Annotated in this window: 23 protein-coding genes and 1 pseudogene; 9 read left to right on the plus strand and 15 right to left on the minus strand. The window is 57.0% G+C overall.

Going from position 1 to position 23780, the window contains the following annotated elements; translation table 11 throughout:
* Positions 1–50 precede the first annotated feature (50 nt).
* The 3 genes from ACQUSQ_RS05720 to ACQUSQ_RS05730 all read left to right on the plus strand — a co-directional run bounded on the left by ACQUSQ_RS05720 (position 51) and on the right by ACQUSQ_RS05730 (position 4137).
* Positions 51–1721 (plus strand): methyl-accepting chemotaxis protein, encoded by a 1671-nt coding sequence (locus tag ACQUSQ_RS05720; protein ID WP_435067572.1) that lies wholly within the window; start codon positions 51–53, stop codon positions 1719–1721.
* Positions 1722–1782: 61 nt separating this feature from the next.
* Positions 1783–2307: a hypothetical protein gene (locus ACQUSQ_RS05725; RefSeq protein WP_435067573.1), complete on the plus strand. Its 525-nt coding sequence runs from the start codon at positions 1783–1785 to the stop codon at positions 2305–2307.
* Positions 2308–2376: 69 nt separating this feature from the next.
* Positions 2377–4137, plus strand: a complete 1761-nt coding sequence (locus ACQUSQ_RS05730; RefSeq protein ID WP_435067574.1) for a hypothetical protein — start codon at positions 2377–2379, stop codon at positions 4135–4137.
* 506 nt (positions 4138–4643) lie between these two features.
* Here ACQUSQ_RS05730 and ACQUSQ_RS05735 read toward each other — a convergent pair.
* From ACQUSQ_RS05735 to ACQUSQ_RS05785, 11 genes are all read right to left on the minus strand, one after another.
* The gene (locus ACQUSQ_RS05735; protein WP_435067575.1) at positions 4644–5759 is read right to left on the minus strand and encodes a tyrosine-type recombinase/integrase; all 1116 of its coding nucleotides are present in this window, start codon (positions 5757–5759) and stop codon (positions 4644–4646) included.
* Complete coding sequence (locus ACQUSQ_RS05740; RefSeq protein ID WP_435067576.1) at positions 5756–6199, minus strand: hypothetical protein; 444 nt, start codon at positions 6197–6199, stop codon at positions 5756–5758. Before ACQUSQ_RS05740 ends, ACQUSQ_RS05735 begins: the two co-directional genes overlap by 4 nt.
* Before the next feature lie 38 nt (positions 6200–6237).
* Complete coding sequence (locus ACQUSQ_RS05745; protein ID WP_435067577.1) at positions 6238–6690, minus strand: hypothetical protein; 453 nt, start codon at positions 6688–6690, stop codon at positions 6238–6240.
* Positions 6683–6943, minus strand: coding sequence for a hypothetical protein (locus tag ACQUSQ_RS05750; protein ID WP_435067579.1), 261 nt, complete (start codon positions 6941–6943; stop codon positions 6683–6685). The genes ACQUSQ_RS05745 and ACQUSQ_RS05750 overlap by 8 nt, the downstream gene beginning before the upstream one ends.
* 306 nt (positions 6944–7249) lie before the next feature.
* Positions 7250–7492: a hypothetical protein gene (locus ACQUSQ_RS05755; protein ID WP_435067580.1), complete on the minus strand. Its 243-nt coding sequence runs from the start codon at positions 7490–7492 to the stop codon at positions 7250–7252.
* Between the two features lie 23 nt (positions 7493–7515).
* Entirely contained in the window at positions 7516–7818 is a 303-nt protein-coding gene (locus ACQUSQ_RS05760; RefSeq protein ID WP_435067581.1) for a hypothetical protein, read from the minus strand.
* On the minus strand, positions 7815–8207 hold the full coding sequence (locus ACQUSQ_RS05765; RefSeq protein ID WP_435067583.1) for a hypothetical protein: 393 nt from the start codon (positions 8205–8207) through the stop codon (positions 7815–7817). Before ACQUSQ_RS05765 ends, ACQUSQ_RS05760 begins: the two co-directional genes overlap by 4 nt.
* Positions 8208–8754: 547 nt before the next feature.
* Entirely contained in the window at positions 8755–9405 is a 651-nt protein-coding gene (locus ACQUSQ_RS05770) for a DNA-directed RNA polymerase subunit epsilon (RefSeq protein WP_435067584.1), read from the minus strand.
* Between the two features lie 718 nt (positions 9406–10123).
* Positions 10124–10933 (minus strand): hypothetical protein, encoded by an 810-nt coding sequence (locus tag ACQUSQ_RS05775; RefSeq protein WP_435067585.1) that lies wholly within the window; start codon positions 10931–10933, stop codon positions 10124–10126.
* A gap of 123 nt (positions 10934–11056) precedes the next feature.
* On the minus strand, positions 11057–13336 hold the full coding sequence (locus ACQUSQ_RS05780; protein WP_435067586.1) for a DEAD/DEAH box helicase: 2280 nt from the start codon (positions 13334–13336) through the stop codon (positions 11057–11059).
* A gap of 41 nt (positions 13337–13377) precedes the next feature.
* A complete protein-coding gene (locus tag ACQUSQ_RS05785) occupies positions 13378–14109 on the minus strand; it encodes a hypothetical protein (protein WP_435067587.1) in 732 nt (243 codons plus the stop codon).
* Positions 14110–14588: 479 nt separating this feature from the next.
* On the opposite strand from ACQUSQ_RS05785, the gene ACQUSQ_RS05790 reads away from it, so the two are divergent.
* From ACQUSQ_RS05790 to ACQUSQ_RS05810, 5 genes and pseudogenes are all read left to right on the plus strand, one after another.
* Positions 14589–14885, plus strand: coding sequence for a hypothetical protein (locus ACQUSQ_RS05790; RefSeq protein WP_435067588.1), 297 nt, complete (start codon positions 14589–14591; stop codon positions 14883–14885).
* Positions 14886–15073: 188 nt separating this feature from the next.
* On the plus strand, positions 15074–16534 hold the full coding sequence (locus ACQUSQ_RS05795) for an HNH endonuclease (protein WP_435067589.1): 1461 nt from the start codon (positions 15074–15076) through the stop codon (positions 16532–16534).
* Positions 16527–16952 carry a DUF6884 domain-containing protein gene (locus ACQUSQ_RS05800; RefSeq protein ID WP_435067591.1) on the plus strand — a complete coding sequence of 142 codons (426 nt, stop codon included), beginning with the start codon at positions 16527–16529 and terminating at the stop codon, positions 16950–16952. Before ACQUSQ_RS05795 ends, ACQUSQ_RS05800 begins: the two co-directional genes overlap by 8 nt.
* Positions 16949–17599, plus strand: a complete 651-nt coding sequence (locus ACQUSQ_RS05805; protein ID WP_435067592.1) for a hypothetical protein — start codon at positions 16949–16951, stop codon at positions 17597–17599. The genes ACQUSQ_RS05800 and ACQUSQ_RS05805 overlap by 4 nt, the downstream gene beginning before the upstream one ends.
* 305 nt (positions 17600–17904) lie before the next feature.
* Positions 17905–18459 (plus strand): annotated as a pseudogene (locus tag ACQUSQ_RS05810) (secretion system protein); the annotation flags it as partial.
* Position 18460: 1 nt separating this feature from the next.
* Here ACQUSQ_RS05810 and ACQUSQ_RS05815 read toward each other — a convergent pair.
* The 4 genes from ACQUSQ_RS05815 to ACQUSQ_RS05830 all read right to left on the minus strand — a co-directional run bounded on the left by ACQUSQ_RS05815 (position 18461) and on the right by ACQUSQ_RS05830 (position 22619).
* Complete coding sequence (locus ACQUSQ_RS05815) at positions 18461–20143, minus strand: pentapeptide repeat-containing protein (protein ID WP_435067593.1); 1683 nt, start codon at positions 20141–20143, stop codon at positions 18461–18463.
* A 52-nt stretch (positions 20144–20195) separates the two neighbouring features.
* Entirely contained in the window at positions 20196–20381 is a 186-nt protein-coding gene (locus ACQUSQ_RS05820) for an HVO_2922 family protein (RefSeq protein ID WP_435067595.1), read from the minus strand.
* A gap of 45 nt (positions 20382–20426) precedes the next feature.
* Positions 20427–22103, minus strand: a complete 1677-nt coding sequence (locus ACQUSQ_RS05825) for a GAF domain-containing protein (RefSeq protein ID WP_435067596.1) — start codon at positions 22101–22103, stop codon at positions 20427–20429.
* Positions 22104–22169: 66 nt separating this feature from the next.
* Positions 22170–22619, minus strand: coding sequence for a universal stress protein (locus ACQUSQ_RS05830; RefSeq protein WP_435067725.1), 450 nt, complete (start codon positions 22617–22619; stop codon positions 22170–22172).
* 99 nt (positions 22620–22718) lie between these two features.
* Between ACQUSQ_RS05830 and ACQUSQ_RS05835 the strand changes: the two genes are divergently transcribed.
* A complete protein-coding gene (locus ACQUSQ_RS05835; RefSeq protein ID WP_435067597.1) occupies positions 22719–23777 on the plus strand; it encodes an isocitrate/isopropylmalate dehydrogenase family protein in 1059 nt (352 codons plus the stop codon).
* The last annotated feature ends 3 nt before the right edge of the window (positions 23778–23780 follow it).

Consider the following 23780-nt stretch of genomic DNA (forward strand, 5'->3'; position numbering starts at 1 on the left):
AGCTGATAATCGGAGCCACGCTTGTGCGTCCGGGTGCGTATCGGCCGGGTATGGACTCCGTACCCGACCTGTATCGACGCGCCCTCTGGGGGTCGATGGACCGCCTCGGCGTCGACGAGTCGATAGAGCGCAAAATCGTCGCGGCGGTGGCCATCCAGTTCGGCGTCGCCGTCGTCCTCGCCGTCCTCCCGTTCCTGCTGGCCGGCGTCGTGCGCGCCGTCGTGACGATGGTCCTCCTCGGCGGCGCTGCCGTCGCCTGCGTGAACACGTTCCTCATCGCCCGCCGGGACTTCGTCGACCCGGTTCGGGCGCTGGAGGACGCCGCGACGACCGTCGCCGCCGGCGAACTCGACGCCGCGACGGTCGACACCCACGACCAAGACGACGAACTCGGGAGCCTCGTCGCGGCGTTCGACGAGATGCACGCGTCGCTCCGGACGATTTCCGCACAGGCCGACGCCCTCGCCCGCGCCGACTTCGACGCCTCCGTCCTCGACGAGGACGTCCCGGGGTCGTTCGGCGACGACCTCGACCGCATGACGGACAACCTGCGGGCGAACACGCGCGAACTCGAAGCGATGACCGACCGCCTCGAACGAACTGCCGACGAGTACGGCGACGTCATGGCCGCGGCCGCCGACAACGACCTCTCGGTTCGGATGGACCCCGACCCCGAGAGCGAGGCCATGGCCGCTATCGCGCGCTCGTTCAACCGGATGCTCGACGACCTAGAGGGGACGGTCGGCGAAGTGTACGCCTTCGCGGACACCGTCTCGGAGCGGACCGTCGACGCCTCCGCCGACATCGACGAGGTGGCGCGGGCGAGCGAGGAGATTAGCGATGCGACCGACGACATCGCGACCGACGCCGAGGCGCAACGCGATCAGTTAGACCAAGTCGTCGCCGAGATGAGCGACCTCTCGGCGACCATCGAGGAGATTGCGGCCTCGGCCGACAGCGTCGCGGAGGTGGCGGCTCGGACCGCCGACCGCGGCGACGAGGGTCAGGAGGCGGCCGTCGAGGCCCTCGACAAGATGGACGCCATCGAGACGCAGGCGACCGAGACGATGGCCCAACTCCGCGAACTCGACGACCGCATGGACCGCATGGGCGACATCGTCGCCACCATCTCCGATATCGCCGAGCGAACGAACCTCCTCGCGCTCAACGCCTCCATCGAGGCCGCTCACTCCGGGGGCGATGCCGATGGCTTCGCCGTCGTCGCCGACGAGGTGAAGTCGTTGGCCGAGGAGGCACAGGCCGAAGCGACCGACGTGCAAGCGATTATCGACGGCGTTCAGACCCAGACCGAGACGGCCGTCGAAGGGATGCGCGAGACGACCGCAGAGGTGTCCGAGGCCGTCGAGACGGTCGAGGCCGCCATCGACTCGCTCGACACCATCGCGGAACTCGCACACGAGACCGACGAGGGGGTGCGCGAGATTACGGACGCGACCGACCAGCAGGCCGCCTCGACCGAGGAGACCGTCTCCACCATCGAACAGGTCGCGGCGACGAGCGCGGAGACGGCCACCGGCGCCACGAGCGTCGCGGACGCGGCCCGCGACCAGACCGACTCGCTCGAAACGGTGGCAACTCGCGTCGACGAGTTGGCCGAACAGGCCGACACCCTCCTCGGACTGCTGGAGGCGTTCGAACTCTCGGACCGGGAACCGATGGCGACGCCGACCCCCAGCGCCGAGGGGGCCGCCTCGGACTAGATATTATACCTGATAACGAGCCACCAACTGCTATGTTGGGTGCGAGCGAGGCGGGTGACGAATGAGTGACGGACAGACGCAGTCGGCGGTCCCGACGCCGCGAGCGCCCGGCGACGCCGACGCATGGTACGCACCCGCCGTCGTCGCCCAGTACGAGGTGTCGCCCGGCGTGGTGGCGACGATTCGCGAAACTGCCACCGACGAGTTCGACTACTCGGTTCGCGAACCCGGCCTCGGCCCCGAGGACCGCGCCGCGATGGAGCGCATCCGCGACCACTTCACGGTCGTCAATCGGCGGCGCCCCCTGACGCGAGAGGGGACGGCGGAGCGGGCCGCCGCCGGTTTCGAACCCAAATACCGCCGGGCGCTCGACCGCCTCATCGACGCCTCGCCCGCCGCGTGGCGACGGCTCACCTATCACGCGCTCTGTGACCTCCGCCTGCTGGAAGACTCCACGCCGCTCGCACTCGACGACCGTATCGAGGTGGTCGACGTGGGCCGGGCGGACGAACGGGTGGTCGTCCACACCGAGCGCTACGCGCCCGCCCGAACCGACTCTCTAATACAACCTCTATGTCGTGCTTGAGATAGGGTACGAGTCGTGCAGTGGGGTGGTATTTAATATAACAAACGTATATATCAATTATAATTACCTATGCCAACGGTAGAGTCACCTCACGAGAAATTTCGCTCAGCCTTGGATTTAGTAGGAGAATCATGGCTTGAGAAACATCTCAGGATAGATGAAACGGATGCGGATAAAGATCAAGTCGCGTATGAAGTACCAATTCCACATGATGATCTACCACCGGTTGTCAAAGCTTACAGGATGGCTAAGGAAGATCTTCATGAGGATCAAACCGAAGTCATCGATTTACCTGATTGGCGGAATGAGAGTCTTGACTTCCTTAGATTAGGACAGATTTATGAAACTATCAAAGACGCTCCGATCATTGATCCAGATGGTAATCAGCTGAAAGAGGTTTCAGTCAAGGAAATATTCTGTGAACGGTTACGTTCGGAAAGTGAGTTTGAAAGTAGTATGTACGAATTGGAAGTGGCAGCTGCATATAATGAGATCGGTCACACTCCAGCATTTTTGAAGGAAGACGAAACCAATGAGAAAACACCCGATATTGAGTTGATTGATCTAAATCCGAGTGTTCAAATTGAGTGTAAGCATTGCCGTAAGCAGAGTGATGAGGAACGAAAGCAAGCGTATAGAGCGAATAAACTTTTTGAGGAAATTCGGACTCATCTACCAGTAGAAAGTCACATTGTCATATTAGAACTGGACGAAACTCCAACAAAAAAAGAGGTCGAAAATATCCGATATAATCTTCCTCTAAGCGAAGAAATTGAAAATTCTCCAAGGCTGGACGTGCGGGTTCCATTTGGTAGAATAACGATTCTCTCATTTCCATCTGAAGAGCCAATTTTGTACCCGAAATACAAAACAAATGCTTTTGATCTTATGAACAACTTCTATGAGGATCTTATCGAGCCAGCAATTTCAAATAGTTTGGAAATAGGCAAAAAACTTGATGATTTTGGAAATTGGGTCTTGTTATTTGAGGCAATAGATAGAAAGGCGACTCTTCTCGTCCGTAACGTGAATTTTATTGCAATCCAGAAATCTACTTGGGGAACAGACATATATAACAGATTTCAAAATCAATTCACAGATGTATCGAAAAAATTTGGTAATAAACCTTCGATACTACACATAAATTTTCCAAATTTGAATGAAGGCGATTCACTTCAGGAATTGAAAATAAGGCAACACACAGGAAGACAACTCACGCCTCGTCCTGATATTTCAGGAGTTGTAGTTTCTGGGCTAATATATTATCCCAATCTCTCTGAAGAATTAATTACCCGACGCCGAATTGAAATCCCAAATTACCAGCCGAAGCATGAACTGCCGGATGGATATAGACCAATGGATCCCGACTCGGCGCAATCCGTAGACATGATGATGAAGAACGATGTAAATAAGGAGCTACTGGGAGATCCAAAAGGTGGCGAGAAAGCAATCGCTCAACAGGAAGGGTCGTTATCATTCCGGTTCAAACCTAACGAAACAAGGCCTAAACAAGAGAAAAAATTCATTCTTGATATAATATCGGAGGATGAGAATAACAGATTAATATTAGCCATCACACCTAGCGAAAAACTTCAATTAAAACGCCTTGACGTAGAAACCGGTTGCTGGGCCTGTGATCTCGATGTTTCTGACATTCCTGAATTCGATCCGATGCATATTTTCATCACGTGGTCGCCAGAAGAACTGGGATTAAGCGTTGGTCACCAGTCAGATGACGATCTCCGACATAGCCGCTCCAAAACCCCTGTTGATGATGTCGAAAAGAAAGACGGAATACTCCAGTGTGTGGATGATAGTTTCCACAGTTAAACGAGTACAAGCGCGTGACGATGGCGCGGCTGATGACCGAGACCAATTATCTGAATCCCGACGTCGAGGTCATCATCGAAATCAACACGCGACGATTCATATCGGGGCTTCCGGGAAGGCGCTGATCCCCTCTCATGGACGAATCCGACAGGTGTTACTGAATCGGATTGGATGGGATTTGCTTGGTCGCCACCTGAGCCGCTCAGCGAGTCCAGGGGTAATGTTCCGGATAAGGGTGGTCTCTATCGGATTTGGAATCCGAACGATGCGCCACCGCTCGAATATATTGGCGAAACGGTCTCCCTCAGTAATCGGCTCAATCGGCATCGGCGGAACCGTGATGAGACTATCCATTTCTCTTACGTCGTTCGTCCGGAACTCAATGAGAAATTCAAGCTGAGTCAGGTCGAATCAGAGCTGCTTGGGGCACACTGGCTTGCCTGTAAGATGGCACCGCGAGACCAGTATTAGAGCCAAGAGATTGTGTAACCGCGGAGGAGGGTGATTCACACATTCAGCTTGAACACATTCTCGCGATATAGATCTCTGATATCCTCGTAGTAGGTGTGAATGTACTCGTCAATCGCACCGCGCTCTTGAATTGACATAGAACCTGCAGTGTCGCCCCGCATGTACTTGATGAGCTCCCGATTCAGATTCTCCTCAACCCGCCAGTACGTCGTGAAGTGGTGACGACCGTAGTGGCTGGTGACGGCTCGATGCTGCTCCGTCTCGGCGTACTCCGGTCTAAATGCATCTTTCCACGGCTGGTTGATATCCTGTTTTCGGAGCTGCTCGTGGCGAGTTAACGAGAGGAACACCCATGGCTCACCCGTATCCGGTCGGATGAGCAGATAGCGGAGTAGCACACGTCGAAGCTCGTCGTCCAGCGGGAGGAGGCGCGGCCGTTGGGACTTGTTCCCTTCGCGGTCGTGCGGCACGTACACGGCGTTTTGACGCCCTTCCAATCGCGGATTCGATCCGAGTTCCGGATAGTGCTCACGGAGATCGGCGTTCTGAATATCGATATCCGACAACTGCAGGTTACACACTTCCGTCGCCCGGAGGCCGAGTTTCAACTGGAGCGCGATAATAGCACGGTCGCGGACGTGCGTCACGTCCTCCAGTACGTCTCGAAGGTCCGCCAGCGGGATTCGTGGCGGCTCCTTACTCTCCACGTCAGCGAACGTCACCTTGGTCTTGGCGAGGTTGATGGGGTTGTGGTCTTGGGGGTGCGGAAACGTCGGATCATCCTGCCAGTACGTATAGGCGTTGTTCAGCTTCCGGAGCTTCTCTTTCACCGTATCAGGATGATTGTCCTTGGTGTCTAGTTCGTGTCGAGCGAACCCTTTCACATGGCCCTCACTCGGACAGGCTGGGTGACGACCTTGGTCAGCCATGAACTCGCGCCACTGTCGAAAGACGCGGTCATACCCCTCGCGTGTTCGAGTGGAGATATCCCGTGTCGCCAGTACCTCGGCTGTGAATAGCGCGAAGGGATCCGCGTCGGCCTGTTGGAACGTCGCCTCATACTCTGCAAGCGGGTCCAACTCTTTGCCGAACGCAGCGGCCAGTTCCGCTCGTTGTGCGTCTGTCGTCTCGGCGTCAGGGGTATCACTCATCGTTTCGAACCGCCTCGACGGCGGGCCATCTTCTCGTCCCACACCTCACCTGCCGCTCCACCGTCGGCGGCAGCCATCAGTACCGGATGGTGCGTATGCGGGTGTTCCGTGTGCCACTGGAGCCAGTGATAGAACCGCTCCACGCGGACCCAGTAGGAGTTGTACGCGGTCTTGAGTTTCAGTCGATCCAGGAGGTCTGCCATCCACGTCTCCACATCGGCCGGCGTGGCAAGCGCGTGATGACGGCCGCGCTCGGCCATGTGCTCCTTCCAGTAACGGCCAGCGCGACGCGCATCCTCTTTGAATCGATCAGAATCGAAGCGCGGAAACAGGTGCTCAGTCAGGAACTCCTCCCACACATCGCGCCCTTCGTAGGCGTTCGCGTGGTGGTGGAGGCGGTAGCGATCCGGCACATCCGACAGTCGCTTGTAGACGCCCATGCGATCTTCTGGATCTGGGGATTTCCGACCGCGACTCATCATCCACCACCATCCGAAGCGTCGTCGTCAGTAGCGTAGTACGCGCCGTCATCGGCCGTGAGGGACTCGCCCTCCAGTTCATCGAGGTGGTCGCTCACCCGCTCTGGGACAGTGTCAATGACGTGCTGAATGATTTCGTCGTAAGTGGCGCCGGGGTTATTCTCGACGTACTGGTGGACGGTGTTCCGTTCGTCGTCGTGAAGACGATCCTCTAACGTCTGGATACGTGCTCGGGTCCGGTCGAGTTCGTCTTTCAGATCGTTTCGTTGCTCGCGGAGTTTCTGATTCGTTTCGTCCGGATCGACGGTCGCGTCGAACTTCTTGAGCCCGGCCTCGACCATCGCCTGCATGAACTCGGAGACGCTCATGTCGAATTCTGCTGTCCGATCTTTCCAACGCTCGTACTGTCCCGTCGTCGGGTAGGTCATCGACGGCTGTGTGTCGCTACTCATCGTCTTCCTCGTTCGCCTCGTTCGCCTCGTCCTCCGCAATGACGGCTTGGAGTTCCGAGTACAGGGCCGGGTGATTTTGACGGAGGATCCGCACGTCTTCGTCGAGTTTCTGGATTTTCTTCCGGACGCGACTCACAACCGCGTAGTAATAGTCCTCGTTGACATCGGCCTCGCCGGACAGTATCTCCCGTTCTCGCGGGGTAAGCAGCCCCCGTCTATCGTCGGCCATATGTACTGTTTGCATCGTTGCCATACACTTACCAAATATGGTTTCCTCGGAATAAACTTACCGCATACGGATACACTACCATATGTGGTGATGCTGCCGAGGCTGTATTACTGTAGCTGATTGCCGGTTTCATCCGTCCTCCTGAACGATAGGGATCAGCTGCACCTCGCCATCGACGATGCGCAATTCGACGGCCTCTGCTGTTGTGGGATTGACGCTTCCAGCAACATACGCTTCAGCCTCGCGTCCGTATTCTCGCGCGTAGAACGAGGCGCAAAGCGCCGATAGCTCTACTGAACCCCCAGCAACTGCTGGGAGCTACACGCTAGTTTACTCCCGCAGCCGCTTCACGAGGTCATCGATCTCGACATCACCGGTCTCGACCGATTCAGTCCCGTCCTCTGTTTCAGTCGCCGGCACCTCAACCTCCTCGTCCACGACCGGTGTCTGCCCCTGTCGGTCATGCAGCGTGCGCTCGGCATCCCCGAACGTCCCTGGCATCGACTCACCGATGATGTGTCCGCCGCCGCTTCGGTACCCCCAGCCGTTCGCGTCCGTGTTGTCGTGATGCATGATGTGTGGTTCCTGTTGGTCGCTTACTCTCGCCGCCAGAACTCGTCCGCCCAGGACTTCTCGTAGAGCTTGAGCTGGACCTCTTCGAGCTTCTCGTAGGTGTCGTCGACGCCACCGAAATGGTAGCCGACGCCTTCCTCAAGCTCGATATCCTCGGTCCAGACGGTGCAGATGACCGGCTCCGATGCCGTATCGTCGCCGAGCGCGACACGCTGATACGGCTGGTGTGACGCAACGTCTTCTATCCAGTTGACGAACCCCTTCGTCCGGACCCAGCCGTGCGTCCCGTCGAGGTCGCCCAGCTCCACGAACGGCGGTCCGCTCATCGCTGCCCACCGCCTGAGACCAGCGTCACGCCGCCCGTTGTCCGCTGGTCGGGGAGCACGGCGTCACACCAGGGACAGGTCCTACTCGCTCGGAGCGGATCGTAGAGCTCGTCGCACGCCGAACAGACGGAGAGCCCTTCCGTGTCGATGCGGCCATCGTTGATGAGCTCCGTCCGAAGCAGGCCGCCTCGGACGACGAACAGTACGTCGTAGGGTGCGTACAGACGCGTGAACCGTGCATTGCACTCGGGGGCGCGAACGGGGATCGCTGCCTTCCATCCCTCTTCGAGGGAGATCTCTGCGGGCGTGCGTGCTTCCCACATCTCGGGGGCGTGGGGGCGGTTGATGGGCGGGACGTACGACTCGTCGTGCGTGTAGTGATTGAACATTATGCGGTGGTTGATTCCCTGTCTGCCGACGGCGGTACTCAGCCAGATATCGCGGCATCGCTGGACAGCGTCGCCACTGGGCGTGGGACGCAGACTCTGAGAGAACAGCCGCTATCGACGACTGCTGGTCGTCGAGTCAGTCACGACTCCTCAGAATGAGGACGGTGCTGAGTACTGACCGTCGAAGACTTCGAATACATCGCGCGGGAATTGGCGCGCGTGTTCAGAAGAACGGTCCGCGGACACTTGGTGACCCCTCGATGAAAGACTCCCAAAGGATGAGCCCTCGCCGGAAACCCTGCTAAGGGCTTCCTTCGTGCGAGCGTACTATTCCCCGAGAGCCAAAGCTCGAAGAAGTAGCACTGCTTGAAGTCTTATGACTTCGGAGGTCGCCAATTTCGGCCGCGATAAGAGCCGGCCAGCGGCTTCCCCTTACGGGGAACCACACTGACCGAACCGCCTCAATTACGCATATTGTCGCAAGAAGCACTTAAAGGAACGAGTATGGTCTTCAGCGGCGCTCTAAGGGCAGAAATCAACAGGCATCCTACTGCAGTGGCTGGTTCTCTCGCTCGAAGTATCCGATTCGCTTGAGTTCCGCTTTGACGAGTTGGGTCACGCTGTAGTGGTCATCATCGGAGACGCCATGCTGGGCGCAGAGATCCTGGAACTTCGGATGTTGGCTGAACCGATCCGGGAACCTCTGCTGACTCGCCTCTGATAGATCCACTTCTGTCGGGTCATTGCCTTGCAAAAAGTAGCGTCTCCGTTCACGATCGACGACGATGCCAATCGTACAGAGGGCTACCTTCTCGATCCGTTTTTGTTGGCCGAAGCGGTCGAGGTTCAGCTGACCCATCGCCGAGACGGCTCGCTGTTGCTGGTAGGTGGGAACGTCAAGGGCTGTACAGAATGACTCAGTGATGCGTTTCTTATCGCGTGCGGCCTCGCGGGTGCTGTGATTGCCGTCGCTGTGGTGACGACCTTCATTCAGTCGGATGAGTCGCTTGATGTTCCCGTTCGCTGTCCCGATCCCAACTCGTGTCTCTCCCAATGGATCGTATCCGGTCGTGTAGGCGTCGGGTTGGTGGTCGCGCAGCTGCTGTGCGGACGGAACCAGTTCCGGGTCATCATCGACCTCATGGTCAGTCTCCGTCTCGCTCGTCGCTTCGGTCGCCTGCACGCGTTCTTCGGCCATCGGTATCCCGTCGCTGTCTGGTGGAATTCACGGCAATCCATTTAGTCTTTGAGTCGGTTTTGGATCCGACCCGTATTGGAACCGGTTCAGCAGTGATTCGTTTAATCTGGTGACCATTTTCATAATCGGATCTGGGGGCTAAGAACCGCCAACATACTATTTGAACGAAGCTTCAGCCGTTTCGTAAGTGCCATACTCGGGTTCACCACCGCAAGAAGGAATCACAGCCCTCGAAAACCCTACTATGAGGCTGGCGACGCACCGACCTCAGCAAGTGGTCAATCCGACGCAGAGGGGCACAACGCGTCCGAAAAGCGGAGAGTGCACGAACTGCGCGACGCGATATTGACTTCACAACTGTCCATCAGACATCTCATAACCGGTTGCTGTCGGGCGATTCGGCGGTACAGATGATGGCAGCCCCGAGTGAACTGGCTTCGGTGTAAGCGGCGACACAGCCGAAATCGACGGATTGGGTGGCGATTGCTGGGCAGATAAGGCCGTGTGTACGTGTTCGTATTGTCGTTCATACCGCAGGGCGATTTCGGAGTAGATCGATTCTTGCGGGTATACAAACCGATTATGAACGATTGCTCGCCGCTGCTGTGCGTCCGAACAAGCGTGTACGACGACCTCATCCTGTTCAGCCGATTATGAGCCGATTAGTTTCGACACCTCGTTGTCTGAGGTTGCTCACCATGACTTTAGCTGAGAATAACTATTCCTGCTGCATAGACTTCCACTGCTCCGGGCTTCCTTCGTAAATCTGACCATTAAAAGCCAACTGGTCTAACCCTGCCCGGACTTCTTCTTCAGTGATATCTCGGTCAAGTACAGTAATGATTTCCTCAACAGTAAAGCTCGATGTGTGATTATCAGATACTTCGTTTATCGCCTCCGCTAATTCGGCCGATACGTATTCCTCTAAATCCGATTCAGTATTGTCTTGGAATTCTGAGAGAGAACTACACGAGGTTTCCGTTGAATCCGGTTTCGTTTCTTCTGGCTTGGGAGTTCCTTCGGTGCTGTATTCCGGAAGTGACGTGTCCTTACGGTGCTGGATGCGGTGCGGAACGATGTTGAATCGGCCCGGAAGATCGCTCACGTCCACACGAACTCGAATAGGAAAGATCGGGTTTGACTGCTGCTCAATAGTTGCCATTACTGCACGCTGATTGTCGCTTAACTCGGAGGACTGTCCTGTCTTTACCTCTACAGGGAACTCAACAGTATACCGGTCAAAGTCTTGCCCAGTCACGTAGGATGAGTTGAAGGTCAGTTCATAGAGTGCATCAGGATACCAAGTAGCGAAATCACCATCAATCGAAACATCATACGAATGTGGACTTCGTCCGATGTCAAACACAACCCGATACTCCGTATCAGGTACCCATTCTGGATTATTCTCCTTCAAATCGGAGACACACCAATCAATAAAATAATCTTGGACTGCTGACTTGTGCTCTGTGAGAAGCGTCTCACCGATCGCACCTTTCAGACTCGCCGTCACCTGGAACTCCTCGGACATCTACTTGCCTCTGCTTCAAGTTCATACAGTTTAGTCTTTCACAGTCCTGCTTAACTTCTAAGTGGGTAGAAGAGGGCTCTATCGAATGTCAGGGACGAAGGGTTTCAACAAGATCCTGAATCCTTATCCATCTCGTTGTCCATCAGAAGTGGGAAGAGTACGTTGAATAGCCATCGGGCCAGGATCATTCTGTTCGGCGTTTGGTTCCGGTGCTGGATACGTGAGATGTGGCTTGTGGCAATCAGTGTCACGATAAATATCCTCAAGCTCGTGGAAGGCACTATCATGTTCACCATGTCCGGATACACGACACCAGGCAAGTGTGCGGCTTAGGCCAACGAACGCTTCATTGCGGGCGCCAAGGTATTGGCCATGCCAGTTGGAGTTCCTCGACATATATTCATCATATCCGCTCTTCGAAATATACTCCAAGCCCATGAGGTAGACTACTGGACTTTCATTTCCACGAGCATAGTGAACTTGTGTTAGTGAAATCTTCCCTGGCTTTCTGAACTCTGCTCTATCTGTGTCTCCTACTTGATGAATAGCGTCATGATTATTTTCTATTTGCTCGCTATGCTTTCTGATCTCCTCAAATAATGTTCGTTTGGCCTGATCTCGTACGCTTGGCGGCCAGAAGTAGATAATCATAAGATCGTCTTTCGAGAGGCCTGACTTGAGATCTCTGTCAATTTGTTTTGCAACCCACCGCGCTTCCCCCTCTGAAGTATCTGCCCAGTGTGTCTTGAGGAGAGGATAAATTGTTTCGTCACGATTCGGTTCCACCTGTGTAAGTGGATGGGGAGAATTTCGGGCTGGGCGCTCCAATCGAAGTGGTTCACCGACATTTTTCTTCAAAAAGTTTCCTTCGGTAACCTCGTATCCAAGACGTCCCCACTGCTCCTGGTCACGAATCGCACGGATTGGATCGTCACGATAGAGACCCATCCCAAACGCGTGTGCTGTCATTAATATCGATCGAGGTGTCCGGAAAGATCGGTCCATGACGTGAGTGCCCTGTAGTCCTCCCGAAATGAAGCCCTCACTCACATCCGTTGCAATGTCCAATTCCCCATTCTCATCCGTTCCGAAGAGAGTCTTCAAGTCTCTAGCTTGGAGTGTTGATAGATTCTGTGCCTCGTCAGCGGCCCAATACAGCCGCTGTTCGTCGGTTAAGGCATCTCGACACATTTGATAAAAAGATGGCGTGAAGTCTTGCCCTTCGTCGATTAGGATAGCATCATATTGCGGACTTATATCTGTTGTATTTAATAAGTGCTCACATACTTTCTCAAGCTTCATCGCTGGATTATATTCGTTGAATTTGTCACTGGCTTGTGGAGAAGTAAAGAAGTCTGCACCATTCGCTAATGCGATCCTTCGATACATACCGTTACGATCCTTATTTCCCCACCCATGGAGAAGCTCCAATGAATCTCCCCAATCTGGAGAACTACCGCCAGAGAGCGCCTTATAAAACTCGATGATTAGATTCCGGTGCGTCTGATATAGGCCGTGATTCCGGAATGTCACGCAAATATCCCAATCTTCTTGGTAGTGAATAATTGCGGCTTTTAATGCCATCACCACCGTCTTCCCAGATCCAGCGATTCCTCGTATTCGTTGTGGATCATCTGGATGTTCAAAACCAATCTTAAATTGTTCGTCTGTGATACACTTAAGACGATTCTGAATAGTCTTCGCGACTTCACCCTTTGTTTGAGGTTCGTCGACGACATTTAGTTGAGAACCACTCAATAAGTCACTAAATTTCAAGACTGCCAAGACGTGTCGAAGTACTTTGTCCGGCAGCGCTGAATTTTGAGTTACCGTCAGTCTTGATTGCAGCTTTGTTGTTGAATCCAGATGGTTCGAGAAGATGATTCGCTGTAGGACCCGTTCAGGGAGGTCAAACTGTTCGACAAATTCTTTTTGTTCAATATTCGGCAACGCAATAAAACCCTGTACGTCGGCGCGAAGATCAGGATCAAATTCCCCTTCTAATAGTTCATCTCGTTTTTCGAATTGACGCTTAAGACTCTGTTCTGCACTGCGAGCCTCTCTAACCGCTGCTATAGAACCCCTGTCTTCGATCGTCCACGTTTGATTAGTAATACTCTCAATTTCCTCTATGCTAAAGTCGAATACAGAAATTGCATGTACTCCAAGATCAGCGCTTACGGCTACTAAATCAATCTTCTTTCCGTCCCCCTCACGTGTGTTCGGGTACCGATAGAATAGCTTGAGGAAAGAGTCTGAAAGTGCGTTCTCAACGGCCGATAAAACTCGCTCATCGGCGTCGTCCTCCGGCTTAACATATCGTCCATCTTCACAATGGATGTGCATCGACTCGTCATTGTCCCCTTGCAGTTCTGACTCGATCCGATAAATCCCTTGGTCCATAGCATGTTTATATCAAAAGAGTGTGATAACCCTATGGGCTGCTAGTTCCGTTCGCGAGTAAGGATCGTATCGACGTTGTAATCCGCCACTCCCGACAAGTCATCCACGACGATTGTGTATTCTCCAGCATCGGCAGTATATTCATCTTTGAAACCGTCTTGTCCCTTTACGGTAAGATTGATCGTCACTTCGCTCCCGTCGTCGGCATAGATATCCAACTCCTCGAATAGAGTTGATAATGATATTGGCTCAGAATCTTCGAGGTATACATCTACATCTTCCGCCAGAAACGGCTCTGACTCAGATTTTGGCAGTATTGCATTGGTAGAGAGATCATCATTTCCCGAATCGTCAAGCTGGTTTTCTAATCGAACAGGAGTAGACTGGGGAGCGTAGTCATCGGTTTCAACATCGATGTCGATTATCAGGTGTAGATCGTGTGCAGGCCCGAACCCAAAATTACCGAGATACAGCTTCCATCCAGATTTGATCGGCTTTTTGTCTACTACATCTAATGCTGGCTGTGACTGGAAATCTTTCATCGCCTCTCCGATCTCTACCTGTTTTTTCTCAGTACGCCATTGGCGGTAATAGATTGCAGCAACAATCCCCGTCAGTATAATACTGACTGATGCATCAATCAGCGTATTAGTAACCCCTGACTCATAGATCCCACCAAAATACCATACCAGCGAAGTGAGGGTGACAGTGAGTATGACAAGAGCAATGTTTACCGCCAATCTGTCTTGTTCTTCGTCTAATGGCTTTGGCACAACTATTCATTTAGCTGATCCTATGTTTGATTAATTTTCTGGACGGTCTTCTGTCACTCCCTCTGTACAATCGCGGTCGATTTTTTGACTACAGACATAATAACGCGGAGCTCGGAACAGCTCTACCTAATCTATTTAAAATATTCATGCACTCGACGAGTCCGTCAAGTTCAGAGCCCTTATAACGCCTTTGTCGTTAATTGTTGTATCGACTACTGGTGTCTATTTTGCCTTCATCAGTTGACCACAGGGTAGTCTGACACGTGAGAGGTGAGGTGCCATCCATTACCTACATTAGAGTCGATACTGTGTTGACCCCAAGCCAGGATTTTGCTATTAGAAGCGATTCCGGCTGTCCAGTAATTGGCGATTCGGGAACTCGGATGTTAGCAATCCCGGGATTGCTGGCGATGGCAAACACCGGACTGCTAATATTGGCAGTCCGCGATTATATACGGATTCGGATTGGGATTCACTATGTGCATCGAGATTTGGAACTGCGAGTCAACGGCTATCTCTACGAGATTACGGCGGTCAACGACGAAGTCCTCGAATCAAGACAAGGGTTCCCAGCAGCAGAGCGCGGCTACTCGAAAACGCTTGAGAGCGTGGCCGACTGTGCGGCTAGTGAGTTGGTGGATCTGGTTGCCGAGAGCATCAAAGAGCACATTCGGACTCACGAGGGACGCCCGACCAACCGGTCCGTGCGTCGGGATGCTCGGTCACTCCTCGCCGAAGAAGGGTTTGTAGCAGATACGTATCTCAATCAGGCCTAACCCAGAGTAGTCTACACGTACCAAGGTCCTTCTTTAGAACGTCCGAAACACCGCTGTTCGGGCGCGAGTGGAGCGTCAATCAACGCGAAACAGAGTGTTATTTGTCTGACACAAATGAACTACCTCCAAGGTATACTTTCCACAGATATGGCATACTCTTACAATCTCGGTGATGTTACAGAACGAGCATGGCTGACGACCGCCGGATGACCGCCGATCGATTCTACGGCGGCGTCTCCAATCGGCTCCAAAATCTCCGTTCGATGCTTGCCCACGTCCGTGACGAGTCTCCCACCCGAAACCAACTCAACCAGTGGATCATCGAAAACACCCGAGCAGGGAGTTCGGATGCTGTCAGCCACCATCTCACGTTTCTCGAATCAATCAGATTCATCGAGCTATCCGACACCGGGTGCGAACTTGATACGTATGGCCAGCGGTGGCTCAAAGACCAGAAACCCGGAACACTCTACGAGGCCCTCTCATCGGGAGTGAAGGGATTCGACACTATCCTCGAAGCCTTGCAGGATGGGTCGATGACTGATGAGGACATCATGGGCCTGCTCGTCGGCGAGTTCGACGAGGCTCAGATGTCCACGCCTGGTCCTGCGATTCGACACCGGGAATGGTTGCAAGTCCTGGGATTCGTGGAACGCGAAGATGGAGTGAATAGACTCACCCCTGAAGGCCGCGAGTTACTGGAAACAAAGACCGAAACGGGATCGATGTGGACGCCGCCAGAAGGACTGTCCATTGGTGACCGTCTGTCGAAGGACGAAATTGAAGAAGCGTTTGATACTGGCTTTGGCTACCAGATTTCAGGAATCAACCCACGGCGGGATGACGACGACCAACGCTACGTGTTGATGTTTGCCAACGAAGATGGCCCCTACGACGATACGGTAATTCGGGGACAGTTCGAGTATATTGGTGAAGGCTTGAGTGGGGATCAAAGCGAAAGTTCTCCCGGAAACTCAGTTCTCATTGACGCTGTTTCGTCCGACATCCCGATCCACTTCTTCTACCAGCAGTCGGGCAATCGAGAGTGGGAGTATCAAGGGTTGGTTGATGTTCTTGCCTATGAGACTGAAGAGCGAGGTGGGAGAGAAGTTCTTGTCTTCACGATGGAGCATCAACGTGAGGCACACCACGGGACGGACGAGCCGACCCAGGAGGTCGTTGAAACGGAGCGCACACGTCTCGAAAACGCAACGGATAGCGAACCGCAATTGACCGACGAGGAGACATATACCGAAGCTCGCAGACGTGCACGCGATACGGCGTTCTCGGAGTTGGTTCGGCAAGCGTATGATAAGACATGTGCAATCTGTGGTAGCAGTCGAGAAACACCGAATGGGAATCCCGAGGTCGAAGCAGCCCATATCTACCCCAAGCAGGAGCGCGGGGCAGATGATGTGCGAAACGGGATTGCCCTCTGTAAGCTACACCACTGGGCCTTCGATACGGGGTGGCTCGCAATCAGTGACGAGTATGAGATTTTGGTGAAGGAAGCACCTGATCGGAACGGCTACCACGAATTCAAGCGGCTTGAAGACGACAAGATCTCTCTCCCCGACGAAGAGCAGGCAGAACCTCACCCGATGTTTCTCACCGAACACCGCCAACGTCACGGATTCAACGATGACTGAAATTGGGCTTGTAAGCTGTGTCAAGACCAAGCAAGAGGAGCCAGCTACTCCAAAGGACCTCTACACATCATCCTATTTCGAGAAGATGCAGGCCTATGCCGAACAGTATCACGACGACTGGTGGATCCTCTCGGCTAAACATGGTCTTCTTGACCCAAACGGGACTGCTATCGAGCCCTACGACGAAACCCTCACTGGTGCAAAGGTAAGGCGGAAGCGAGAATGGGCCAATCGCGTTGCCGAACAGTTGGATGAAGAGGGACTTCTTTCAGACGACATTACCCTCGTTCTACACGCGGGGAAAGACTACTACGAGGAACTGCTACCCCTTCTTGAAGACAACAACGTGTCCGTTGAGATCCCAACGGAGGGGCTAGCTATCGGAGAGACGCAAGCGTGGTACAACGAACGACTATGACGACCAAGGAGGAGATCTGGCAGAAGTGGACTGATCGGTATATTGACATAGAGGGTCCAATTCCTTTGTTTGAGACTGATGAGGCTCTCACCGTCGAATACAAGAACTACGGCAAAGACGACAGACGAATCCTGAAACGAAGCGAGGAGATGGAAACGCTCGTCCGAGAGGAGGGGCGGAAGGTTATCAACGATTGGTCGACCTCCGACGACACGTATGATGGGCTGATTTACTTGATGTACTGGCTGGAGGATGGAAACGTCACTCCCCTTTACGTCGGCAAGGCAGGGAAGTACGGACGAGACGGTGAAGGTCTAAGTGCGAATCTACGTGGACTCCGTGGAACGAGCACGGGGAAGTTTGCTCGATGGGGAGACGGTCACTACTACCATATCGGGAATCTCAGCGCTATCATCTTCGACCACGACAAGAACCAGAAACAGAAGTATGAGAAATGGGCTAATCGGCTTTTCGAGGAAGGGAGACAACTTCGACAGCCAACGTACTTCTGGGCGAAGGCGTGGCGGAAGGACGACGTTGGGCTATATCACGATTTCGAGGTTCCTCTTGAACAACTCGAATACCAGATCATCGGGCTAATCTCCGACCTCTATCCCGAGACGTTGTTGAACGATGAGGGTGCGTGAGTGTCCACGCGGGTCAAGGAAACTTAACGACCTTATTCACCCAAAGAATCAGGTTCCCCGAGCGCGTTTCGGTTATTGCAGAACGCCGGACGTGACGGGGTGCGCCCAGTGACCGGTTGAAATCGCACGAGGAAAGTTGGAATCGCAGGACGGCGTAGACGCTGTCGGTTATCATTCAACCGGTATGCGGATGCCGCCTCCCGGAATTGAACCAGAGGTGGCTCGATTGGTTACTGATATAGCCGACAGCCCATATTCTTCCTCTTTCTGTTGAGCCAGTAAAGATATCTACTAACATATCTCGACTATATACGGGCCACGGCGTCATCGGCACCACCCACGCCGAGAGCGTCGAGACGCTCGTCAACCGCGTCATCGAGCGGGGGCTCGCACCCTACCTCCTGCGCGAAATCGACCTCGTGGTCTTCCCACATCACGTCGACGGCGACCGCTATGTCGCCGAGGCGGTCGAACTGCTCAGCGAGGCGGAGTACGAGGCGCTCGACGGCACCGGAACGCTCCCCTCCGGCGCCATCGAGAAAGGCGGGCGAACCCTCTACTGGAACGTCGTCGCCCGGCGCGACACCGAGGGCGCGTTCAGCCTCGACTACGCCCACCCGCATCTCGACGACGACCACCGGGCGCTCGGCTTCCGCCTCTTCCATCGCCTCGCCGACGCGACCGACCGCGACGTCGACGCGGTCGAAACCGAGTTCCACCGCAAACACCGATACGTGCAGTATCTGGTGCAGGAGGGCATCTCTGATTTCGACGCCCTGTTCGGCTTCGTCTCCGACCTCCGGACGGACGAGGTGGCGACGGTCGAACGCGCCCGGAGCGAGACGGGGGTCGGTGACTGAGCTATCGACCCAGCGACTGCGTTATCGAGAACACGAACAGGGCGACGAAGAAGGGGCCGAGAAACGCCTCGCTCGCGACGAGGACGCCGAGCGTCGCGCTCTCTACCTCCGGCAGTCCGAGGACGAGTGCGTTGAACGACTGGAAACTGAATGCGAGCGCTCCGCCCCACCCTCGGTAGGAGAGGTCGACGCCGACTTGGTCGTACGCGGCGGCGTAGCCGAGAATCACGACGATAGACGCGAGGACGACCCGACCGGGGCGCTCGCCGTAGCCACAGGTCGTCCGTAGAAGCAGGTTGCTACACAGTTTCCGGGCGGCGTGGGACTTTCGCCGCGCGAACGCGAGGCGACTCTCGTCGTCGCCCCGGTCCCACTCGGTCAGGCGCCGGCGGTGTGACTCGCCCCGACACACCAGTTCCCGGTAGTGAAACTCGCGCGCGGCGGTGTTCTCGCCGACGTCGATGGCGCCGTTTTTCGCGCGCAGATACGTGTTCTCCCGCTCGGACGGGGTGGTGCCGTCCGTGTGGATTCGCCACTCCAAGCGCTCGAACAGTTCCCGGTACGCCCCGAAGTCGAACCCGTCGAACACCGCGTTCTCGAAATCGAGTCGGCGGAGGTTCGGGCCAATCCGCTCGACGCCTTGGAAGTCGACCTGTTCCAACACACTGTCGCCGAAATCGAAGTGCAGGCCGGGCGCGAGTTCGAGGACGCCCGACACCGTCTCGACGTCCCACAACGCTACATCGACCGTCTCGGCCGTCGCCGTGCTGGCGCCCCGCAGTTCGATATCGCCGTCGAGCGTGGTGTCCGTGACGAGCAGTCGGTCGTCCGTCGTCACGTCGTCGAGTTCGAGGTCACCGACGCAGGTCGACGACGAAATCACGAGCGCCGTGTCCGTGATGACGCCGTCCCGGTACGGGAGGGCCGTGTCCGCCAGCGCGGGGTCGTCGACGAAGTTCTCGCCCACCGCCACCGGCCCGCGAAAGTCGCTTTTGATGAACTTGGCGTCGCCCTCGAACGTCGTCGACGCGAACAGGCCGCCGTTGTCGAAGGTGGCGTCGTACAGGTTGGCCACGCCCTCGAACTGGGCGCTCATGAAGTCGGCGGCGTCGCGAAAGGTGACGCCGATGCCGAAAATCCCGCTCCGGAAGACGGAGGCCCGGAACCGCGCCTCGCCGCGAAAGGTCGTCGCCTCGAAGTTCGCCCATCGGCGGAACGTCACGAGGTTGAAGTCGGCGTCCGCCCGGAACTCCACGCCGGCGAAACTCGTGTTTGCCTCGAAGATGCTGTCTTCGAACGTCGCGAGCGTCTCGAACACCGCGCGGTCAAACCGAAGCGCGTGCGCGATGCGGCAGTTCTCGCAGTCGACGCGGCCGAGAAACCACGCCTCTCGCAGGTCGATAGGGTGGTTCGACCCGCCGTCGACGACGGTGTGCCGGAGGTCGAGGCCCGGACACCGTGCCCCGAGGATTCGGTGTCGCTCGGCGTCGGCCGTCTCGACGACGGCTTCGAGCGCTGTGCCCACCTGTTCGGGTGTGACGGAATCGAGCGCGCGAATCGGTTGGTGGAAGATGCAGGTGTCGCTGTCGCCGTAGCGGTCGTGCGGACAGCCCCACTCCGCCCCCTCGATGTCGTCGAACGCGCTCACGTCGTGGGTGTACGCACACGACTGCGCTCCGCTCATTCGCTTCGACGTGTCGGCGGACTACTAAAACTCTCTCGGTGCCGCCGACGGATTATCGCTCTTCGACGTCCGCGTCGGGCGCGATTCGCTTGACGCAGTCGATGCCCCGCTTTGCCCCCTGTTTGGACGCGTACCCCTCCGCGCTGTCGGCGACGATGTTGCCGTTCGACGCGACGAGACGCCATCGCCACTCCGAACCTCTGTCCTCGTACAACTCGAAGACTGGTTGGGCCGCCATACTCGCCGTTCGGCCGAGGCCGGTTTACGTGTTCCGTCGGCGTGGCTACCGGGCCGTCGCATCGCCGGCGTCGGTCGTGAACTCGAACCGGGCGCCGCCGTCCTCGCTCTCCGTGATGGCGACCGACCACCCGTGGGACTCGGCGATGTTGCGGACGATGTTGAGACCGAAGCCCGTCCCATCTGCCGTCGTGGAGTAGCCCGTCTCGAACACCGTCTCACGCTCGTCCTCGGGGATGCCCGGCCCGTCGTCGGCGACGTAGAAGCCGTCGTCCATCTCGCCGACGGTGATGGTCACGGGCGGGGTGTCGTCACCGGACTCCGTCCGGCTATCCGTCGAGCCGTGTTCCACACTATCATCGGCGCGTTCAGCGTGCCGATTGTTTGTGGAGCCATGCTCCACACTATTCCGAAAGAGATTCTCGAACAACTGGGTCAGGCGGCTCCCGTCGGCGCGGATACTGCCGGGGTCGCCGTCGAATCGAAGCCGCGCGCCGTCGGTGGCCGTCGTCGTCCACGCGTTCTCGGCGACCGTCTGGATATCGAGTCGCTCGGTGTCGCTCACGGTCCGCCCGTATCGGGCCAGCGTGAGCAGGTCGTCGACCAGTTCGTCCATCCGGTCGAGGGCGTCGTCCACTTGGTCCAGATACTGCTCGTTGCCGGTCGTCCGCGCCAAGTCGACGTTCCCCTGCGCGACGTTGAGCGGGTTTCGAAGGTCGTGACTGATGACGCTCGCGAACTCGTCGAGGCGCTTGTTCTGGCGGGCGAGTTCCTGCTCGCGTTGGCTGAGTCGCTCTTGGGCCGCCATCGCGTCGATGGCGTGGCCGATGCTCTCGCCGAGGTCGGTGAGGGCGTCCTGTTCCTGCGCGTCGAACACGTTCGGACGGTTGGCGTACATGCTCAGAAAGCCGTAGACGTGCTCTGTCCCGACGAGCGGGACGACCGCGATTGATTCGACGCCCGCCTCGGCCAGCATGTCGTGCCACGGCTCCAGACTCGATTCTACGTACACGTCGTGAACAATCTGAATATCGCCGGTTCGAATCGCCTCCCCGCCCGGTCCTCGCCCGCTCGATTCGTCGGGGTCGGTGGTGACATGGAGCGACTCCATGTACGCATCGTCGTGTCCCGACCACGCCACCGGTTTCACGACGTCCTCCTCGGGGACGTAGCGGCCAATCCACGCTTGGTCGTAGATAGCGGAGTCGGTCAGGCGTTCGCACACCGCTCGTTCGAGGGCGGCTCTGTCCGGTGATTCGACGATTTCTCGCGTCGCGATGCGGAGCGTGTCGTTGATGCGTGTCAACTGCTCGGCTCGCGCGTGCTGACTCGCGCTCCGGGCGTCGTAGACACCGACGACGAGGCCCACGAGGACGCCCATCGTGGCGGCGTCGAGGACGAGTTCCGTTCCGTGGGGGACTGGCTCGCCGCGGACGGACGCGCTGAGAAACAGCCAGCCGATGGCCGCGCTCAGCGCCACCGCACCGACCCCGCTCCAAGTGAGCACCCGGCCGACGAACTGCGGGGGCGCGAGACGCTCCGCTCGAATCAGCGCGCCGACGGCGGCGACGACCAGCGACACCACGAGCGGAATCACCACCTCGACCAGCACCAGCGCTGGCTGGGTTCGAAACCGGACCGCCGATTCCACCTGGACCGCGGCGAGGCCGAGGCCGACGATGGCGATGGCTGTCCCCCCTGCCTTCGCCGACAGACGTTCCATCGCCCAAACGTTCGGCGGTCCCGTATAAATACCTCGTGTCCGGCTTCCTCCGATGGGTCGTCGACGCTACTCCGCCCGCCGGACGATGTGAATGTCGTAGTTGGCGTCGGTCGAGAGCGGGCCGCCGACGCTCGTCACGGGCATCGACACCCGCCCGGCGTTCTCGCTCCCGATGAAGATAATCGAGACGCCGAGGTCCGCGGCGACCGACCGAATCGTGTGCGTGACGTTGTCGATGGCCGTCGCCGTCGGATGCGCCGCGGGCGATGGGTGCTCACAGCGGAACGTCGCGTCCGCGTCTATCTCTTCGACGCGGCGTTCGAACGCCGTACAGACCGCTTCGGGGTCGTACGACTCGCCCGGCTCTATCCAGCCACGCTCCGCCGCGAACGATTCGTCGTCGGGGACGACAGTCAGCACCACCACCTCCTCGTCCCGATAGGTGGCGAACTCGCGGGCGCGCTTCAGGGCGGCTTCGGAGAGGTCGGACCCGTCGAATGGAACCAGTAGCGTCACGACCCGGCCTTCGTCCGGCCCGATATTAGTGGTTGGCACGGGCTGGCCGAATTCGCTGGCTCCGGGCCATTTATCACCGCGTGCCGACACCCACGCCCCATGTCCTACGAAATCGCGGTGATTCCGGGCGACGGAATCGGAAACGAAGTCGTCGAAGCGGTCGAACCCCTGTTGCTAGACGTCGCCGACGCTCACGGCGTGGGCGTCGAGACGACGTGGTTCGACTGGGGGAGCCAGCGCTATCTCGACGAGGGCGCACTGATGCCCGACGACGGCCTCGACCAGTTGGCCGAGTTCGACGCCATCCTCCTCGGCGCCGTCGGCCACCCCGAGGTTCCGGACCACGTCACCCTGCGCGGCCTCCGGCTTCCCATCACGAAGGGGTTCAATCAGCACGTCTGCAAGCGCCCCACCTATCTCTTCGAAGGGGTCCAGAGCCCGCTTCGCGGCTACGAGGGCGGCGATATCGACTTCGTCGTCTACCGGCAGAACACGGAAGGCGAGTACGCGGACGTCGGCGGGCGGGAACATCAGGGCTTCGCCAACGAGGTGGCGGTGCAGGCGTCGGTGTTCACCCGCGAAGGGACGGAGAAACTCCTCCGGCCCGCGTTCGAGGCGGCGAGCGAGCGCCGCGGCAAACTGACGAACGTCACGAAGTCGAACGCGCAGGCTCACGGGATGGTCTTCTGGGACGACATGGTCGAGGAAGTGAGCGAGGACTACCCCGACGTCGAGGTGGAGCGACTCCTCGTCGACGCCGCGAGCATGGACATGGTCCGACGCCCCGACGAGTTCGACGTGGTGGTCGCCTCCAACCTCTTTGGCGACATCCTCACCGACATCGGCGGGGGTATCTCGGGGTCGCTCGGCCTCGCGCCGTCGACGAACATCAACCCCGACGGCACCTACCCCTCGATGTTCGAACCCGTCCACGGCAGCGCGTTCGACATCATGGGCGAGGGCATCGCCAACCCCCTCGGGATGGTGCTCTCGGGTAGTCTCATGTTCGAGCATCTCGATGAAGACGCCGTCGCGGACGCTCTGTGGCACGGCGTAGCCACGCAGTTGGCCGACGACGACGCACCCCGAACGGCGGATATCGGCGGGGGCGCGACGACGGAGGCGGTCACCGACGACCTGTACGACCGCCTCGTGTAGTCG

The organism is Haloplanus sp. C73, from assembly GCF_051195115.1.
Lineage (GTDB): Archaea > Halobacteriota > Halobacteria > Halobacteriales > Haloferacaceae > Haloplanus.

What these genes read in the sequence shown, in the direction of transcription:
- ACQUSQ_RS05720 (WP_435067572.1), top strand. Translation starts at nt 51, where the DNA reads ATGGACTCCGTACCCGACCTGTATCGACGCGCCCTCTGGGGGTCGATG.
- ACQUSQ_RS05725 (WP_435067573.1), top strand. Translation starts at nt 1,783, where the DNA reads ATGAGTGACGGACAGACGCAGTCGGCGGTCCCGACGCCGCGAGCGCCC.
- ACQUSQ_RS05730 (WP_435067574.1), top strand. Translation starts at nt 2,377, where the DNA reads ATGCCAACGGTAGAGTCACCTCACGAGAAATTTCGCTCAGCCTTGGAT.
- ACQUSQ_RS05735 (WP_435067575.1), bottom strand. Translation starts at nt 5,759, where the DNA reads ATGAGTGATACCCCTGACGCCGAGACGACAGACGCACAACGAGCGGAA.
- ACQUSQ_RS05740 (WP_435067576.1), bottom strand. Translation starts at nt 6,199, where the DNA reads ATGGGCGTCTACAAGCGACTGTCGGATGTGCCGGATCGCTACCGCCTC.
- ACQUSQ_RS05745 (WP_435067577.1), bottom strand. Translation starts at nt 6,690, where the DNA reads ATGAGTAGCGACACACAGCCGTCGATGACCTACCCGACGACGGGACAG.
- ACQUSQ_RS05750 (WP_435067579.1), bottom strand. Translation starts at nt 6,943, where the DNA reads ATGGCAACGATGCAAACAGTACATATGGCCGACGATAGACGGGGGCTG.
- ACQUSQ_RS05755 (WP_435067580.1), bottom strand. Translation starts at nt 7,492, where the DNA reads ATGCATCACGACAACACGGACGCGAACGGCTGGGGGTACCGAAGCGGC.
- ACQUSQ_RS05760 (WP_435067581.1), bottom strand. Translation starts at nt 7,818, where the DNA reads ATGAGCGGACCGCCGTTCGTGGAGCTGGGCGACCTCGACGGGACGCAC.
- ACQUSQ_RS05765 (WP_435067583.1), bottom strand. Translation starts at nt 8,207, where the DNA reads ATGTTCAATCACTACACGCACGACGAGTCGTACGTCCCGCCCATCAAC.
- ACQUSQ_RS05770 (WP_435067584.1), bottom strand. Translation starts at nt 9,405, where the DNA reads ATGGCCGAAGAACGCGTGCAGGCGACCGAAGCGACGAGCGAGACGGAG.
- ACQUSQ_RS05775 (WP_435067585.1), bottom strand. Translation starts at nt 10,933, where the DNA reads ATGTCCGAGGAGTTCCAGGTGACGGCGAGTCTGAAAGGTGCGATCGGT.
- ACQUSQ_RS05780 (WP_435067586.1), bottom strand. Translation starts at nt 13,336, where the DNA reads ATGGACCAAGGGATTTATCGGATCGAGTCAGAACTGCAAGGGGACAAT.
- ACQUSQ_RS05795 (WP_435067589.1), top strand. Translation starts at nt 15,074, where the DNA reads ATGGCTGACGACCGCCGGATGACCGCCGATCGATTCTACGGCGGCGTC.
- ACQUSQ_RS05800 (WP_435067591.1), top strand. Translation starts at nt 16,527, where the DNA reads ATGACTGAAATTGGGCTTGTAAGCTGTGTCAAGACCAAGCAAGAGGAG.
- ACQUSQ_RS05805 (WP_435067592.1), top strand. Translation starts at nt 16,949, where the DNA reads ATGACGACCAAGGAGGAGATCTGGCAGAAGTGGACTGATCGGTATATT.
- ACQUSQ_RS05815 (WP_435067593.1), bottom strand. Translation starts at nt 20,143, where the DNA reads ATGAGCGGAGCGCAGTCGTGTGCGTACACCCACGACGTGAGCGCGTTC.
- ACQUSQ_RS05820 (WP_435067595.1), bottom strand. Translation starts at nt 20,381, where the DNA reads ATGGCGGCCCAACCAGTCTTCGAGTTGTACGAGGACAGAGGTTCGGAG.
- ACQUSQ_RS05825 (WP_435067596.1), bottom strand. Translation starts at nt 22,103, where the DNA reads ATGGAACGTCTGTCGGCGAAGGCAGGGGGGACAGCCATCGCCATCGTC.
- ACQUSQ_RS05835 (WP_435067597.1), top strand. Translation starts at nt 22,719, where the DNA reads ATGTCCTACGAAATCGCGGTGATTCCGGGCGACGGAATCGGAAACGAA.